The sequence below is a fragment of the Nakamurella multipartita DSM 44233 genome (assembly GCF_000024365.1).
Lineage (GTDB): Bacteria > Actinomycetota > Actinomycetes > Mycobacteriales > Nakamurellaceae > Nakamurella > Nakamurella multipartita.
The window spans coordinates 1,482,632-1,497,969 of record NC_013235.1 but is presented as its reverse complement, the minus strand read 5'-3'; the positions used below and the strand labels follow the sequence as shown (position 1 = coordinate 1,497,969).

The window sequence follows — 15,338 nt, the reverse complement described above, 5'->3', positions numbered from 1 at the left end:
GCCGGCCGGGGTCCGGACGCGCTCTTCGCCTCGTGCGGCCGACACCACACGCCTTGCGGTGTCGGTCGCACAGCCCCCTTTGGCACGATGGTCCCGTGACCGCATCCACCGCGCCTGGCGCCGCCGCGACTCCGCGGGTGCTGGCCGGGCGCTACCGGCTCGATTCGGTCATCGGCAAGGGCTCGATGGGCACCGTCTGGGCGGCCACCGACCTGGTGCTGCACCGCACGGTGGCGATCAAGGAGATCGACTTCCCGCCCGGCACCCCGGCCGGGGAGCGCCGCCAGCTGGAGCAGCGCACGCTGCGCGAGGCCCGGGCGATCGCCGCCCTGTCCAACCCCTACGTGATCACCCTGTTCGACATCCTGACCGTGGCCAGCGGCCCGGTCATCGTAATGGAGCTGCTGCACTCCCGCTCCCTGGCGGACATCCTGCGCAAGGTCGGCCGGCTGCCCGACGGCCAGGCCGCCACCATCGGCGTCGCGGTCGCGTCCGGCCTGCTGGCCGCCCACGCCGCCGGGATCACGCACCGTGACGTCAAACCGGCAAACGTGCTGATCTGCGACGACGGGCGGATCAAGCTCACCGATTTCGGCATCGCCCGCAGCTCGGCCGAGAACACCATGACGGCCACCGGCCTGCTGCTGGGCTCCCCGGCCTACATCGCCCCGGAGGTGGCCAGCGGCACCGCCGCCGGACCGGTGTCGGACGCCTGGAGCCTGGGCGGGCTGCTGTTCGCCTGCGTCGAGGGACGCCCGCCGTTCGATCAGGGCACCGCGATCGCCACGCTGACCTCGGTGGTCAAGGATCCGGTGCCGCCGCACCCGCACTCGGGCCGGCTGGGCGCGGTGGTCTCCGGGCTGCTGGTCAAGACCCCGAACCTGCGGATGCGTCTGGAGAAGGCCCTGCAGATCATGCGGGGCATCGCCGACGATCCGTCCGGCACCTACCTCGCGGCGGTGACCCGGATTCCCCGCGAGGAATGGCCCGGCTTCGGTCGCCACCCGACCGGATCGACCCCGTTGGCCCCGCCGCCGGCGGGCCGGCCGGCCGCGCACACCGCGCCTCCATCCGGGCCCCCGTCCCCGCCGACCAACCCGCCATCGCCCTCGCCGACCGCCACCGGCGGGCCGACGAACACGCCGCCGCCCGGGCCGCCCCTGCGGTCCAACCCACCGTCCCCGGGGCTGCGCACCGCCGGAACCGGGGTTCCGCTGCACGCCACTCAGCGCCCCACGACCGCGGCCGATTCCTCGTATTCCAGCGGGCCGTCGCAGCCGCCGGTCGGACCGCCACCGCCCACGTCGTCCTATCCGCCGGCCTATCCCGCGCCGCCGCCGGTGGACTCCGGTCAGTTCAGCGGGCACATCCCGCTGCCCGGCATCGCCCGCGCGAGCGGTCAGGCCGGACCGGGATTCGGCGCCGCCCCGGCGGATTCCCTGCCGCCGCCGCCCTGGGCGCAGGCCGACGCCGCCGCGCTGCCGGCCCTGCCGGACGAAGCGCCCGAGCCCTCGGCGCGGACCCGGATCGTGGCCGCCGTGCTCGTCGCGGTGCTGGCCGCGATCGTCGGCTTCTTCGCGGTGCGGTGGATCGCCGACGCCGCCGATGACAGCGCTGCCGGCGCCGCCCACGCCAGCAGCGCCGGCGTGGTGCTCCCGACCGACTCGGCGACCGTCGATCTCGCGAACGGACCGCTTTTCTGACGGACGGCCGACTACTGTCCCTGCCATGTCTGCCGACCCCGCCACCGACGCCCGCGCCACCGCCGAGGAGGCCGCCTCGGCCATTGCCCGGGCCAGCGGCGTCCTGCACCACGACGTCGCCCTGGTCATGGGCTCGGGCTGGCTGCCGGCGGCCGAACGACTGGGTTCGGCCACGGCCGACCTGGATGTCGCCACCCTGCCCGGCTTCGCCCCGCCCGCGGTGGAGGGTCACGCCGGCCGGATCCGGTCCATCCCGGTGGGCGACAAGCGGGCCCTGGTCTTCCTGGGCCGCACCCATCTGTACGAGGGACGCGGCGTCGGCGCCGTCGCGCACGCGGTTCGCACCGCCGCGGCCACCGGCGCCCGGCTGATCGTGCTGACCAATGCCGCCGGCGGCATCCGCGAAGGCATGAAACCCGGTGATCCGGTGCTGATCTCGGACCACCTGAACCTGACGGCGACATCCCCGTTGACCGGCGCCACGTTCGTGGACCTGACCGACCTGTACTCGCCGCGGTTGCGCGAGCTGGCCCGGCAGATCGACCCCAGCCTGACCGAGGGGGTCTACGCGCAACTGCCCGGGCCGCATTTCGAGACCCCGGCCGAGATCCGGATGCTGCGCGGCCTGGGCGCCGACCTGGTCGGCATGTCCACCGTGCTGGAGGCGATCGCCGCCCGCGCCGGCGGGGCCGAGGTCTTCGGGCTGTCCCTGGTCACCAACCTGGCCGCCGGGATGACCGGCGAGCCGCTCAACCACGAGGAGGTGCTGTCCACCGGGCGGGCCGCCGCCGCCCGGATGGGCGACCTGCTCGCCGAACTGGTGGCCCGCGCGTGAGCGACCGGCTCACCCCCGACCTGCGGGACGCGGCGATGCGCTGGATCGCCGACGATCCCGCCGCCGACGACCGGGCCGAGCTGCAGCGGGTGCTGGCCCAGGCGATGGCCGGCACGCCCGAGGCCGTCACCGATCTCGCCGATCGGATGGCCGCGCCGCTGACCTTCGGCACGGCCGGGCTGCGCGGGCCGCTGCGGGCCGGACCGAACGGGATGAACCTGACCGTGGTCCGCCGGGCCGCCCACGGCATCGGCACCTTCCTGCGCGCCACCGGCGATGCCGGCGGCACCGTGGTCGTCGGTTACGACGGCCGTCGCCGGTCGGCCGAGTTCGCCACCGACGCGGCCGCAGTCCTGGTCGGCCAGGGCTTTTCGGTCCTGCTCGCGCCCGGTCCGCTGCCCACGCCGGTGACCGCGTTCGCAGTGCGCGCGCTCCACGCGTGCGCCGGATTACAGGTCACCGCCTCGCACAACCCGCCCCAGGACAACGGCCTGAAGGTGTACCTGCGCGGCGGCACGCAACTGATCTCCCCCCAGGACGCGCAGATCGAGAGGGCCATCGCCGCGGCTCCGGCCGCCCGGTCGATTGATGTACCCAGCGGCGCCACCACCTGGCCCGAGGAGATCGTCACCGGCTACCTGGACCGGGCCGCGAGCCTGGCCCGGCCCCTCCCGGCGGGGACGCCGGTGCGCGTCGCGCTCACCCCGATGCACGGCGTCGGCGGCGAGATCGCCGTCAAAGCCTTGCATCTGGCCGGTTTCACGGATGTGCACGTGGTCGCCGAACAGGCCGTGCCGGACGGCGGCTTCCCGACCGTGCCGTTCCCGAACCCGGAGGAGCCGGGCGCGACCGACCTGTTGCTGGCGCTGGCCGCCCGGACCGGAGCGGCGGTCGCGGTCGCCCTGGACCCGGACGCCGACCGGTGCGCGATCGGGATTCCGGACGGGCACCCGGACAGCGACGGCTGGCGAATGCTCACCGGTGACGAGACCGGTGCCCTGCTCGGCGATCACGTGCTCCGCCAGCTGGATCGCACGGCCCACCCGGACCCGTTGGTGGCCACCACCATCGTCTCGGCCGAGCAGTTGGCCGCGATCGCCGAGGCCCACGGTGCCCGGTACGACGAGACCCTGACCGGCTTCAAGTGGATCGTCCGGGCCGGCGACGGGTCCGGCACCGGCCTGGTCTTCGGCTACGAGGAGGCCCTCGGCCTGTGCGTGGACCCCGACCACGTGCGGGACAAGGACGGCATCTCCGCCGCCGTCCTGGCCTGCGACCTGGTCGCCGAGCTGTCCGCCGCCGGCCACACCGTGTCCGACCGGCTCGACGAGTTGGCCCGGGCACACGGCCTTTTCGTCACCGGCCAGCTGTCCGTCCGGGTGTCCGACCTGACCCTGATCCCGGCCGCCATGCGCCGGCTGCGAGCGCATCCGCCGACGACCCTGCTGGGAGCCGCGCTCACCGAATCAACCGATCTGCTGCCCCGCACCGACGGCCTGCGCTGGCGGACCGACCGGGTGCGGGTGGTGGTCCGGCCGTCCGGCACGGAACCAAAACTCAAGTGCTACCTGCAGGTTCGCGCCCCCGTCGGCGAGGGCGCGAACCTGGGCGAACTGCGGGCGGACGCCGCGGCCGAGCTGGCCCGACTGCGCGACGAGGTCGCCGCGATCATCGGGCTGTGACCGGTCCGGCCTCAGCCGGAGGTGGAGGTCGCCGGGGCCGAGCCGCTGGGGAAGGCGTCCTGACCGACCGTGTCGTCGGCCATCAGGCCCAGCCCGGCGGTGCCGTCGGTCGACATGATCCGCAGGTACTTGATGCCACCGCCGGTGGTGATCGAGTAGGTGGTCTCGCCCTGCAGCACCGTCGACATCGTCTGCTCCAGTTGCCCGCTGGCGCCGTCGCAGAAGATCAAGGTGGACCGCAGCGCACCGAAGGTCAGTGTGTCGTCACCGATCTGCACCGGGCCGCCGCCCACGTTGCAGGAGTTGTTGAAGGCGACCTCCTCACCCTGGAACCGCATCCAGGCGGACAGGCTCGGGTCGACGGCACTGGTGACGTTGGCCTGGTTAGTGATCGACACGACGTCGGTGACCTTCCACCCGGTGGCCGCCAACGCCTGCGCGCCGCTGGGCGCCGGCCCGAACACGACCGTGTCGGTGCCGTTGGTCAGGGTGAGGGTGTCGCCGTCGAGGGTGTAGGTCGGTCCGGAGGACAGGAACGCGGCCAGCCAGGTGTCCTGGTCCCCCAGATCGCCCAGGCACGCCATCATCGTGGACGCCAGCGCGGGCGCGGTCAGCTTGCCGCCCACCAGCGTGTAACGGCCGACCATGGTGTTGCAGCCGGCGTTGGCCGACAGGCTGCCACCCTCGAAGGCGATCGTGATGGTCGAGTCCGGCACGATGGTGTGCGAGCCGGTGACCTCGGTGGCCACGAAGCTCTTGCCGTCCAGATCGCTGCGGGTGGTGCGCGCCGATTCCGACGCCGACGCCGACCCGGAAGCCGACCCGGAGGCCGATGCCGATGCCGAGGAAGCGGCCGCCGAGGACGACCCGGCGCTGGTCGCGCCGCTGCCGGCGCTTCCGCTCGATCCGCAGGCGGTCAGGCCGACCAGCAGCACACCCGCCCCCAGCAGGCCGAGAGTCCCGCGTACTCGTGCACCCGTCGTCATCGCAGTCCGTTCTGTCCGTGTCCCGAATCCGGACCCGCATCATCACAGAACGGCAGGTGAACCGCCGGTCAACTTCGGCCGGGGCGAGGTCTCGATCCGGTACCGATCAGGCGCCGCCCCGACGGTCCGGCCCGCTCAGACCGCGCCGAACTGCCGGTCTCCGGCATCGCCCAGGCCCGGCACGATGTAGCCGATCTCGTTGAGCCGCTCGTCGACCGAGGCGGTGACCACCCGCACCGGCAGGTTGGCCGCGGCCAGCGTGGCCAGGCCCTCGGGGGCGGCCAGGGCGCAGATCGCGGTGACGTCGGTGGCCCCGCGTCCGGTGAGCATCTCGATGGTGTGCACCATGGAGCCGCCGGTGGCCAGCATCGGGTCGAGCACGTACACCGGGCGGCCGGCCAACGAGTCGGGCAGCGACTCCATGTACGGCGTGGGCTGCAGCGTCTCCTCGTCCCGGGCCAGCCCGACGAAGCCCATCTGGGCCTCCGGGATCAGCGCGTGCGCCTGGTCGGCCATACCCAGGCCGGCCCGCAGCACCGGCACCAGCAGCGGCGGGTTGGCCAGCCGGATGGCCAGGGTGGGTGACACCGGAGTCTGGATCGGCTCCAACCGGATGGTCAGGTTGCGGGACGCCTCATAAATGAGCATCAGGGTGAGCTCGCGCAGCGACGCGCGAAACGAGGCGTTGTCGGTGCGGGTGTCCCGCATCGTCGACAGCCGAGCCGCGGCCAGCGGATGGTCGACGATGGTGACGTCGAGGTTCTCGGGGATGCGGGGCGTCCGGGGAGCGGTCACACCAGGAACCGTATCCGGCCCCGGTCGGCACCGGGCAACCTAGGATGGCGCCATGTCCGAGCCGACCGGGGTCACCGCGCAGGCCACGCCCGCCCCGTTGCCCGCGCACCTGGCCGACGTGACGGGCAGTGACGCCGCCCTGCGACGATTCCTGCACGGCCTGCCCGGGGTCGACCCGGTCGGCGTGGAGGCCCGCGCGGCTGCGTTGGCCACCCGGTCGATCAAGAAGGCCAGCAAGCTCGCGGCCATCGACCTGGCCATTTCCATGGTCGACCTGACCACCTTGGAGGGCGCGGACACCCCGGGCAAGGTGCGGGCGCTGGCCGCCAAGGGCCGCCGCCCGGACCCCGACCTGCCGGACACACCCTCGGTCGCCGCGCTGTGCATCTACCCGGACATGGTCGCCACCGCGGTGCAGGCCCTGGCCGGCACCTCCATCGGCATCGCCTCGGTGGCCACCGCCTTTCCCACCGGACGCACCTCGCTGGCCGTGCGGCTAGCCGACGTGGCGGTCGCCGTCGACGCCGGCGCCACCGAGATCGACATGGTGATCGACCGGGGCGCGTTCCTGGCTGGCCGGTACGGCGCGGTGTTCGAGGATATCGTGGCGGTCAAGGCGGCCTGCGGCGGCGCCCGGCTCAAGGTCATCCTGGAGACCGGCGAGCTGGCCACCTACGACAACGTCCGCCGCGCGTCGTGGCTGGCCCTGCTGGCCGGCGGCGATTTCATCAAGACCTCCACCGGCAAGATCGCCCCGGCGGCCACCCTGCCGGTGACCCACGTGATGCTGCAGGCGGTCCGGGACTGGCTGGACCAGACCGGCCAGCAGCGGGCGGTCAAACCGGCCGGCGGGATCCGCACCAGCAAGGACGCCCTGCGCTACCTGGTGGCGGTGAACGAGGTGGCCGGGCCGCAGTGGCTGGACCCGTTCTGGTTCCGCTTCGGGGCGTCCAGCCTGCTCAACGATCTGCTGCGGCAACGGCGCACGCACCGGCTCGGGCACTACTCCGGCGCCGACTACGTGACGGTTGATTAGGTGACCGACTAGATGACGGTGGACTGATGGCGCACCTGGATTGGCAGTACGACCCGGCTCCGGAGTCGGCGGCGATCGGCCGGCTGCGCGAGCGGTACCAACTGTTCGTCAACGGCCGCTTCGTCGACGGGCGCGGCGAGGACGTCAAGACGATCAATCCGGCCACCGAGGAGCCGCTGGCGATCGTCAGCACCGCCGGCCGGGCCGACATCGACGACGCGGTGCACGCCGCCCGGACGGCGTTCGACGGGCCGTGGTCGCGGCTGACCCCGGCGCAGCGCGGCACCTACCTGTTCCGGATCGCCCGCGGCATCGCCGAGCGCGCCCGGGAGCTGGCCGTGGTGGAGACGCTGGACAACGGCAAGCCGATCAAGGAATCGCGGGACGTGGACATCCCGACCGCGTCGGCCCACTTCTTCCACCACGCCGGCTGGGCGGACAAGCTCGGGCACGCCGGTTACGGACCGGCGGTCCGGCCGCTGGGCGTGGCCGGCCAGGTCATTCCGTGGAACTTCCCGCTGCTGATGGCCGCCTGGAAGATCGCGCCGGCGCTGGCCGCCGGCAACACCGTGGTCCTCAAACCCGCCGAGACCACGCCGCTGAGCGCGCTGGTGCTGGCCGAGATCATCGCCGACGCCGACCTGCCGCCCGGGGTGGTCAACATCATCACCGGCGCCGGCGACATCGGCGCCGCCCTGGTCAACCACCCGGGCATCGACAAGGTCGCCTTCACCGGCTCCACCGAGGTCGGCAAGCAGATCCAGGCCTCGCTGGCCGGCACCGGCCGCAAGCTGACCCTCGAGTTGGGCGGCAAGGCGGCCAACATCGTCTTCGACGACGCGCCGATCGACCAGGCCGTCGAGGGCATCGTCAACGGCATCTTCTTCAATCAAGGTCACGTGTGCTGCGCGGGATCGCGTCTGCTGGTCCAGGAATCGATCGTCGACGAGGTGATCGCCAAGCTGCAGGACCGCATCTCGACCCTGCGGGTCGGCGACCCGATGGACAAGAACACCGACGTCGGCGCGATCAACTCGGCCGGGCAACTGGCCACCATCACGTCCCTGGCCGACGCCGGGGACGCCGAGGGGGCCACGAGGTGGACCTCGCCGTGCCCGCTACCCGACCGCGGTTTCTATTTCGCGCCCACCGTCTTCACCGACGTGTCGCAGTCGATGCGGATCGCCCGGGAGGAGATCTTCGGCCCGGTGCTGTCGGTGCTGACGTTCCGGACGCCGGACGAGGCACTGGCCAAGGCCAACAACACCCCGTACGGGCTCTCGGCCGGGGTGTGGACCGAGAAGGGCTCCCGGATCCTGGGCATGGCCTCGGCCCTGCGCGCCGGCGTGGTGTGGGCGAACACCTTCAACCGGTTCGATCCGACCGCCGCGTTCGGCGGCTACCAGGAGTCCGGGTTCGGTCGGGAGGGCGGCCGCGCCGGTCTGGCCGCCTACCTGGATGCCGACGACGAGCCGCGGACCATCGACCTGGACGCGGCCGACCCGAACGACGCCGACGCGATGCTGGCCGCGGCCCTGGACGAGGAGATCGAGGACCTGCTCCCGCCGCCCCCGCCGGCTTCGGCCACCGCGGACCCGATCATCGACCCCGACCGGGTGGCGGTGACCAAGACCTACAAGCTGTTCATCGGCGGGGCGTTCCCCCGCTCGGAATCCGGCCGCACCTACCGGGCCAGCGGCGGCGTCGACGGCTCGATCGTCGCGAACGTGGCCCAGGGCTCGCGCAAGGACGCCCGGGACGCGGTCAGCGCGGCCCGGTCCGCGTTCGGCAAGTGGTCGCGGGCGACCGCCTACAACCGGGGCCAGGTGCTGTACCGGGTCGCGGAGCTGATGGAGGCGCGGCGCACGGAGTTCGTCGGGCTGCTCGGCGGCGGCGGCACCAACGAGCGCGTGGTGGACGCGGCGATCGACCGCTGGGTGCACTACGCCGGCTGGACCGACAAGCTGGCCCAGGTGTTCGGCAGCGCGAACCCCGTGGCCGGGCCGTTCTTCTCCTTCTCCACGCCGGAGCCGACCGGGGTGGTCGCGGCGGTCGCCCCGGCCGACGACCCGCTGCTCGGCCTGGTCGCCGTGCTGGCCCCGATCATCGCCTCCGGCAACACCTGCGTGCTGCTGGCCTCCCCGGCCTGGCCGCTGCCGGCGGTGACCCTGGCCGAGGTGCTGGCCACCTCGGACGTGCCCGGCGGGGTGGTGAACATCCTCACCGGCGGACCGTTGGAGATGGCCCCGCATCTGGCCGCGCACGCCGACGTCAACGCGCTGGACCTGACCGGGGTGAACGCCGCCGCCCGGCCGGACCTGGAACGGGCCGCGGCGGGCACGGTCAAGCGGGTCTACTCCCCCGGCCCGCAGGACTTCCGCCGCCCACCGGGCACCGCCCGGCTGCGGGCGTTCCTGGAGATCAAGACGGTCTGGCACCCCACCGGCGCGGTCTCGCTCGGGGGCGGTGGCGGGTACTAGGCCTGCGCCGGCTGTCCGCACGGCTGCGACCTTGATCACTTGCGGTCCACCGCGGGTCTTGCGCTGCCTACCATGGAAGGGTTGCCTAACTTAGACCCAGGAGTGCCGCATGACACCGCCCCTTCGCGTCGCCATCGTCGGCGCCGGACCGGCCGGCATCTACGCCGCCGATATCTTGACCACCAAGGACCCGCAGGCCTCCGTCGACATCTTCGACCGGCTGCCCACCCCGTACGGGCTGATCCGCTACGGCGTCGCGCCCGACCACCCGCGGATCAAGGCGATCATCGTCGCCCTGCACCGGGTGATGGAGAACGAGCGGATCCGGTTCATCGGCAACGTGCACGTCGGGGTCGACCTCAAGGTCGACGAGCTGCGGCACTACTACGACGCGGTGATCTTCGCGACCGGCGCCGAGCGGGACCGCTCGCTGCGCATCCCGGGCGAGGACCTGCAGCGCTCCTACGGCGCGGCCGACTTCGTCGCGTTCTACGACTCGCACCCGGACCGTGAGCAGACCTGGGACCTGTCCCAGCAGCGGCACGTCGCCGTCATCGGCGTCGGCAACGTCGGGCTGGACGTCGCCCGGGTGCTGGCCCGCAGCGCCGACGAGATGCTCTCGACCGACATCCCGCCGCACGTGCACGCGGTGCTGGCCGACTCGTCGGTCACCGACGTGCACATGTTCGCCCGCCGCGGCCCGGCCCAGGCCAAGTTCACCCCGGTGGAGCTGCGCGAGCTGGACCATTCGCCGAACGTCCAGGTGGTCGTCGCGCCCGAGGGCATGGAGTTCGACGCCGAGTCCGAGGCGGCACTGGGCCGGAGCAAGTCGCTGCGCATGGTCGTCGACGTGCTCTCCGACTGGGCGATGCGCGACCCGCGACCGGGCCCGCACCGCCGCATCCACATCCACTTCCTGGAGAATCCGGTCGAGATCACCGGCACCGACGGCGCCGTGACCGGGCTGCGTACCGAGCGGCAGGAGCTGACCGGCGACGGCAACGTCCGCGGCACCGGCGAATTCACCGACTGGGACGTGCAGGCGGTCTACCGGGCGGTGGGGTACCGGTCCGAGGCGATCGAGGACCTGCCGTTCGACACCTTCCGGCTGGTCCTGCCGAACGAGGGCGGGCGGCTGCTCGACCTGGACGGCGAGCACATGCCCGGCCTGTACGCGACCGGCTGGGTCAAGCGTGGGCCGGTCGGGCTGATCGGCCACACCAAGTCCGACGCGGCCGAGACGATCGCCCACCTGCTGGCCGACGCCCCCGACCTGACCCCGGCGCCGCACCGCGGCCCCGTCGACATCGACGCCCTGCTGGCCGACAAGGGCCTGCCGGTCACCGATTTCGCCGGCTGGGACCGGCTCGACGCGCACGAGCTGACCGCCGGCGAACCGGTCGGTCGCGGCCGGGTCAAGGTCACCTCCCGGACCGAGATGACCCGGATCGCCGCGCGCGCCTGAGCTCGGCACTCCCCCCAAACAGAGTTGATCATGGCGTTCTCTGCTCGACACGCCGGCGACACGCCGGGTGCGCGACAGAGAACGCCATGATCAACTTCCGAGGGGCGGGGGCGGGAGGTGGGAAGCCGGTCAGCGCATCGACGCGGACTCCAGGTCGACCCGCTGGTCGGCGGTCAGCGCCAGCTCGGCCCCGGCGGTCTCCTTGCTGAACACGAACGTGATCCCGGAGAGCACGCAGAGCACCACGAACAGGATCGCGATGGGCGTGACGCTGGTGCCGCCGGTCCAGGCCAGCAGCGCGGTGGCGACCAGCGGGGCGAGGCCGGCACCGAGCGTCGAGGACACCTGGTAGCTCAGCGCCACCCCGGTGTACCGGGAGTCGGCCGGGAACTTCTCGCTCATCCAGGCACCCATCGGTCCGTACATCAGGGCCTGCACGATCGGGTTGCCCAGCACGAACGCCAGCAGCAGCGCGGCCGCGGAGCCCTGGCCGACGAGCGCGAAGATCGGGAAGATCAGCACCGCACCGGCGATCGCGCCGGCCACCATCACCGGCTTGCGACCGATCCGATCGGACAACGCCGCGAAGGCCGGGATGGTCAGGGTGTGGATGGCGTTGGCGATGGTGACCAGGATCAGTGCGGACGTGCGACTGTGCCCGGCGGACACGGCGTAGGTCAGCATGAAGGTCGCCAGCAGCGACTGGATGAACAGCGGCGCGAGCCCGCCGACGATCGCCTCCAGGGTCCGCCGCGGGTAGTGCCGCAGCACGGTGAGCAGCGGGGCCTTCGGCTTGGGGGCCACCGTATGCGCAGCTGTCTCGGCTGTCTCGGCCGCCGCGGCCGCGGCCTTGGCCGCCATGGCCGCGACGAACTCCGGCGATTCGGTGACCCGCATCCGCATGAAGAACGCGATCATCACCAGGATCGCAGACAGCAGGAACGGCACCCGCCAACCCCAGGCCAGGAACTGATCGTCGGGCAGCACGGAGAAGGCGGTCAGCACCAGGGTGGCCAGGACGGCCCCGGACGGCCCGCCCGAGGCGACGATGCTGGCCGCGAACCCGCGCCCCTTGGGCGCCGCGTGTTCCATCGACATCAGCGCGGCGCCGGCCCACTCGCCGCCGACCGCGAAGCCCTGGATGATCCGCAGCGTGACCAGCAGGATCGGGGCCGCCATGCCGATCGTCTGCTGGGTGGGCAGCAGCCCGATGAGGAAGCTGACCCCGCCCATCATCACCAGCGTGATGATCAGGATGTTCTTGCGGCCGAACGTGTCTCCGAAGTGGCCGAAGATGACACCACCGATCGGGCGGGCCAGGTAGCCGACGGCCAGCGTGCCGAACGAGGCGATGGTCGCCGCCATCGGCGACAGCTCCCGGAAGAACAGGGCCGGGAAGACCAGGCTGGCGGCGGTGCCGTAAAGCAGGAAGTCGTAGTACTCGACGGTGGTGCCGAGGTAGCTGGAGATCATCGCCCGGCGGCGGGCTCGATCCTTCTGCGCGGTGACGGGGGGCGCTTCCGCGGATGCTGCGGCGGGCTGGCTCATGGACGCTCCATTGAATCGTGGGGCCTGCGAGGGGTCGTGCCGACGGCCTGGGGCGCGCTCCCGGGCTTGTGCATATTCCGCACGCATTGGTGCGGATACAGAACATCGTGGGGATCGGCCGACGCCTTGTCAAGAGTTTGTGGCGGATACGCTGACGCCCATGGCTCAGGCGACGGGAACCGCGACCGGTGGCGCGCAAACGCTCGCCCGGGGGCTGTCCGCGCTCAAGGCCGTAGTCGCCGCCCCCGACGGGCTGTCCGCCCAGGACGTCGGCGACCTGCTCGGCGTGCACCGGACCATCGCCTACCGGCTGCTCACCACGCTGGTCGACGCCGGGCTGGTCAGCCGCGGCCAGGACGGCCGGTTCCGCGGAGCGGTCGGCCTGCTGCAGTTGACCGCGGGCGCGTTCCACACCCTGCGGGCGACTGCGGTGCCGATCCTGCGCCGGTTGGCCAATGACGTCGGTTCCACCGTGTCCCTGCTGGTGGTGGAGAACGACGAGGCGGTCGCGTTGGCCGTCGTGGAATCCGAGACCTCCCGGTACCGGATCGTGTTCGCCGAGGGCAGCACCCATCCGTTGGACCGTGGCGCGGCCGGGCACGCGCTGTCGTCGATCCGGCCGGCGACAGCCCAGGACAGCGACCGGGTGCGCAAGGCCCGGGCCGACGGGTACGCGACGTCGTTCGCCGAGGTCGAACCGGGCGCCTACGGTCTGGCCGTGCCGGTCCCCTCTCCGGACCCCGCCGTCGCCGCCTGCATCAACCTGATCACCTACCGGCCGGAACTGATCGAGCAGGCCCGGCCCGCCGTGATGGCGGCCGCCGCCGAACTGGGCCGGGCCCTGGTCGCGGCGCCGGACTGACCCGCGCCGACCTGCGCTGATCTGCACTGACCTGCCCCGACCTGCGCTGACCCGCACCGACCGAGATCAGCGGGGCGGCCGGCATCCTCGACGCCATCGGGCGGCCGAGGGTTCGTGGGACCTCGCGAGTGATCTGGGCCGGACCGACCGCCACCCTCTTGACACCCTTCCGCGCCCTCGTCATAGTTGTTCGTATAACGCACGCTTTCGTTCGTTAAACGCACATCACCTGACCACCGAGGGAGTCAACGATGACCAGCGCCCCGCCACCCCCACCCACCGATCTCGATGCCGACGTGCTGATCGTCGGCGCCGGGCCGGCCGGCCTCGGCCTGGCCAATCTGCTGGGCCGGCAACGCGTGCGGGCCCTCGTGCTCGAACAGCTGCCCGAGCTGATCGACTTCCCGCGGGGCGTGGGCCTGGACGACGAATCGCTGCGTTCGCTGCAGGCCATGGGCCTGGTCGAGCAGGTGCTGCCACACACCACGCCGCAGCACGTCATGCGGCTGGTCAACGGCAAGGGCCGGGTGATTGCCGAGATCAAGCCCGGTACCAGGGAATTCGGCTGGTCCCGGCGCAACGCCTTCGTCCAGCCGCTGGTCGACAAGGTGTTGGCGCAGGGCCTGGACCGGTTCGATCAGGTCGAGCTGCGCTTCGAGCAGACCGTCGAGACCATCACCGACCACGGCGATCACGTCGAGGTCGGGGTATCCACGCCGCAGGGTCCGCGCACCCTGCGCGCGCACTATCTGGTCGGCGCCGACGGCGGCAAGAGCCGGACCCGCAAGCACATCGGCGTCAGCTTCGAGGGACAGTCGCCGTCGACCCGTTGGCTCGTGATCGACGTCAACGACGACCCGTTGGGGACGCCGAACGTCTTCCTGGGCGCCGACCCGCGCCGGCCGTACGTCTCGCTCGGCCTGCCGCATGCGATCCGCCGGTTCGAGTTCATGCTGTTCGAGCACGAGGCCGACACCGTGGTCGACGACCCGACGTTCGTCCAGGGATTGCTCAAGGACCATGTGCCGCACCCGGAGAGGCTCAACTTCATCCGCCAGCGGGTCTACACCCACCACTCCCGGATCGCCGGATCGTTCCGCAAGGGACGCATCTTCCTGGCCGGTGACGCCGCCCACCTGATGCCGGTGTGGCAGGGCCAGGGCTACAACAGCGGCATCCGGGACTCGACCAACCTGGCCTGGAAGCTGGCCGCGGTGCTCCGCGGCGAGTGCGCCGACACCCTGCTGGACACCTACGATCTGGAGCGGCGCGAGCACGCGAAGGCGATGATCGACATCTCGGTCGCGTTCGGCCGGGTCATCAAGCCCACCAACCGGGTCGTCGCCGGCCTGCGGGACGGCGTCGCGGCGGTGCTCAACGCCGCGCCGCCGGTCAAGCGCCACTTCGCCGAGATGCGCTACAAGCCCATGCCCCGTTACCACCACGGCGCCGTCGTGGATGCCACGACCGGGCAGGCCGGCCGATCGGCGGCCGAGCTGACCGGCCGCTCCCACCCGGTGGCGTCGGCGAACACCAAGGTCTCACCGGTGGGCGTCCAGTTCATCCAGCCCCGCGTCGATACCGCCAGCGAATCGAACGTGCTGCTGGACGACCTGATCGGGCCCACCTGGGCAGTTCTGTGCTGGGGGGCCAACCCGGCTCAGATGTTCTCCGCCGACGACCTGCTCACGCTCAAAGCCCTGGGGGCGACGCTGATCTCGCTGCGGCCGGTCACCCAGCTGGACAACGACCCGCCGGCCGACGGCACGGTCGTGGCGGCCGACCGCACCGGTGAGCTCAAGCGCTGGTTCGACGACCGGCCCACCCCCGTGGTCTTCCTGCGGCCGGACCGTTTCGTCGCGGCCGCCGGCCTCACCCAGGACGCGCCCGCCCTGCTGGCGGCGCTGCTGACCGCCATCTCGTTCCCGGCCGCCTGAGACCGGCTA

Annotated in this window: 11 protein-coding genes and 1 pseudogene; 9 read left to right on the top strand and 3 right to left on the bottom strand. The window is 72.1% G+C overall.

Annotation, left to right across the window (positions count from 1 at the left end):
* The first annotated feature begins 95 nt into the window (after nt 1-95).
* The 3 genes from NAMU_RS30375 to NAMU_RS06755 are packed head-to-tail and all read left to right on the top strand — an operon-like array spanning nt 96 to nt 4,220.
* A complete protein-coding gene (locus NAMU_RS30375) occupies nt 96-1,703 on the top strand; it encodes a serine/threonine-protein kinase (RefSeq protein WP_015746664.1) in 1,608 nt (535 codons plus the stop codon).
* Nucleotides 1,704-1,728: 25 nt separating this feature from the next.
* A complete protein-coding gene (locus NAMU_RS06760; protein WP_015746663.1) occupies nt 1,729-2,538 on the top strand; it encodes a purine-nucleoside phosphorylase in 810 nt (269 codons plus the stop codon).
* A gap of 35 nt (nt 2,539-2,573) precedes the next feature.
* Nucleotides 2,574-4,220, top strand: a complete 1,647-nt coding sequence (locus NAMU_RS06755) for a phospho-sugar mutase (protein WP_052308146.1) — start codon at nt 2,574-2,576, stop codon at nt 4,218-4,220.
* 11 nt (nt 4,221-4,231) lie between these two features.
* Here the strand turns inward: NAMU_RS06755 and NAMU_RS27085 are convergent, their stop codons facing one another.
* Both NAMU_RS27085 and upp read right to left on the bottom strand, forming a co-directional pair.
* A complete protein-coding gene (locus NAMU_RS27085; RefSeq protein WP_015746661.1) occupies nt 4,232-5,206 on the bottom strand; it encodes an META domain-containing protein in 975 nt (324 codons plus the stop codon).
* A gap of 135 nt (nt 5,207-5,341) precedes the next feature.
* Nucleotides 5,342-6,001, bottom strand: coding sequence for a uracil phosphoribosyltransferase (gene upp / locus NAMU_RS06745; protein ID WP_015746660.1), 660 nt, complete (start codon nt 5,999-6,001; stop codon nt 5,342-5,344).
* A gap of 52 nt (nt 6,002-6,053) precedes the next feature.
* Between upp and deoC the strand changes: the two genes are divergently transcribed.
* The 4 genes and pseudogenes from deoC to NAMU_RS06730 all read left to right on the top strand — a co-directional run bounded on the left by deoC (nt 6,054) and on the right by NAMU_RS06730 (nt 10,982).
* The gene (gene deoC, locus NAMU_RS06740; protein WP_015746659.1) at nt 6,054-7,037 is read left to right on the top strand and encodes a deoxyribose-phosphate aldolase; all 984 of its coding nucleotides are present in this window, start codon (nt 6,054-6,056) and stop codon (nt 7,035-7,037) included.
* Between the two features lie 26 nt (nt 7,038-7,063).
* Nucleotides 7,064-8,497: pseudogene (locus NAMU_RS31710) on the top strand (aldehyde dehydrogenase family protein); the annotation flags it as partial.
* Nucleotides 8,498-8,557: 60 nt separating this feature from the next.
* Entirely contained in the window at nt 8,558-9,517 is a 960-nt protein-coding gene (locus NAMU_RS31705) for an aldehyde dehydrogenase family protein (protein ID WP_407669230.1), read from the top strand.
* 109 nt (nt 9,518-9,626) lie between these two features.
* The gene (locus NAMU_RS06730; RefSeq protein WP_015746657.1) at nt 9,627-10,982 is read left to right on the top strand and encodes an FAD-dependent oxidoreductase; all 1,356 of its coding nucleotides are present in this window, start codon (nt 9,627-9,629) and stop codon (nt 10,980-10,982) included.
* 129 nt (nt 10,983-11,111) lie between these two features.
* Here NAMU_RS06730 and NAMU_RS06725 read toward each other — a convergent pair whose 3' ends face one another.
* The gene (locus NAMU_RS06725) at nt 11,112-12,530 is read right to left on the bottom strand and encodes an MFS transporter (RefSeq protein WP_015746656.1); all 1,419 of its coding nucleotides are present in this window, start codon (nt 12,528-12,530) and stop codon (nt 11,112-11,114) included.
* 160 nt (nt 12,531-12,690) lie between these two features.
* Between NAMU_RS06725 and NAMU_RS06720 the strand changes: the two genes are divergently transcribed.
* The gene (locus NAMU_RS06720) at nt 12,691-13,392 is read left to right on the top strand and encodes an IclR family transcriptional regulator (protein ID WP_015746655.1); all 702 of its coding nucleotides are present in this window, start codon (nt 12,691-12,693) and stop codon (nt 13,390-13,392) included.
* Nucleotides 13,393-13,643: 251 nt separating this feature from the next.
* On the top strand, nt 13,644-15,329 hold the full coding sequence (locus NAMU_RS06715) for a bifunctional 3-(3-hydroxy-phenyl)propionate/3-hydroxycinnamic acid hydroxylase (RefSeq protein ID WP_015746654.1): 1,686 nt from the start codon (nt 13,644-13,646) through the stop codon (nt 15,327-15,329).
* Nucleotides 15,330-15,338: the final 9 nt, after the last annotated feature.

Excerpts from the sequence above, each read along its gene's own strand:
- NAMU_RS06720 (WP_015746655.1), top strand. The coding sequence starts at position 12,691 with ATGGCTCAGGCGACGGGAACCGCGACCGGTGGCGCGCAAACGCTCGCC.
- NAMU_RS06715 (WP_015746654.1), top strand. The coding sequence starts at position 13,644 with ATGACCAGCGCCCCGCCACCCCCACCCACCGATCTCGATGCCGACGTG.
- deoC (WP_015746659.1), top strand. The coding sequence starts at position 6,054 with ATGTCCGAGCCGACCGGGGTCACCGCGCAGGCCACGCCCGCCCCGTTG.
- NAMU_RS06725 (WP_015746656.1), bottom strand. The coding sequence starts at position 12,530 with ATGAGCCAGCCCGCCGCAGCATCCGCGGAAGCGCCCCCCGTCACCGCG.
- NAMU_RS31705 (WP_407669230.1), top strand. The coding sequence starts at position 8,558 with ATGCTGGCCGCGGCCCTGGACGAGGAGATCGAGGACCTGCTCCCGCCG.
- NAMU_RS06755 (WP_052308146.1), top strand. The coding sequence starts at position 2,574 with ATGCGCTGGATCGCCGACGATCCCGCCGCCGACGACCGGGCCGAGCTG.
- NAMU_RS06730 (WP_015746657.1), top strand. The coding sequence starts at position 9,627 with ATGACACCGCCCCTTCGCGTCGCCATCGTCGGCGCCGGACCGGCCGGC.
- NAMU_RS06760 (WP_015746663.1), top strand. The coding sequence starts at position 1,729 with ATGTCTGCCGACCCCGCCACCGACGCCCGCGCCACCGCCGAGGAGGCC.
- NAMU_RS27085 (WP_015746661.1), bottom strand. The coding sequence starts at position 5,206 with ATGACGACGGGTGCACGAGTACGCGGGACTCTCGGCCTGCTGGGGGCG.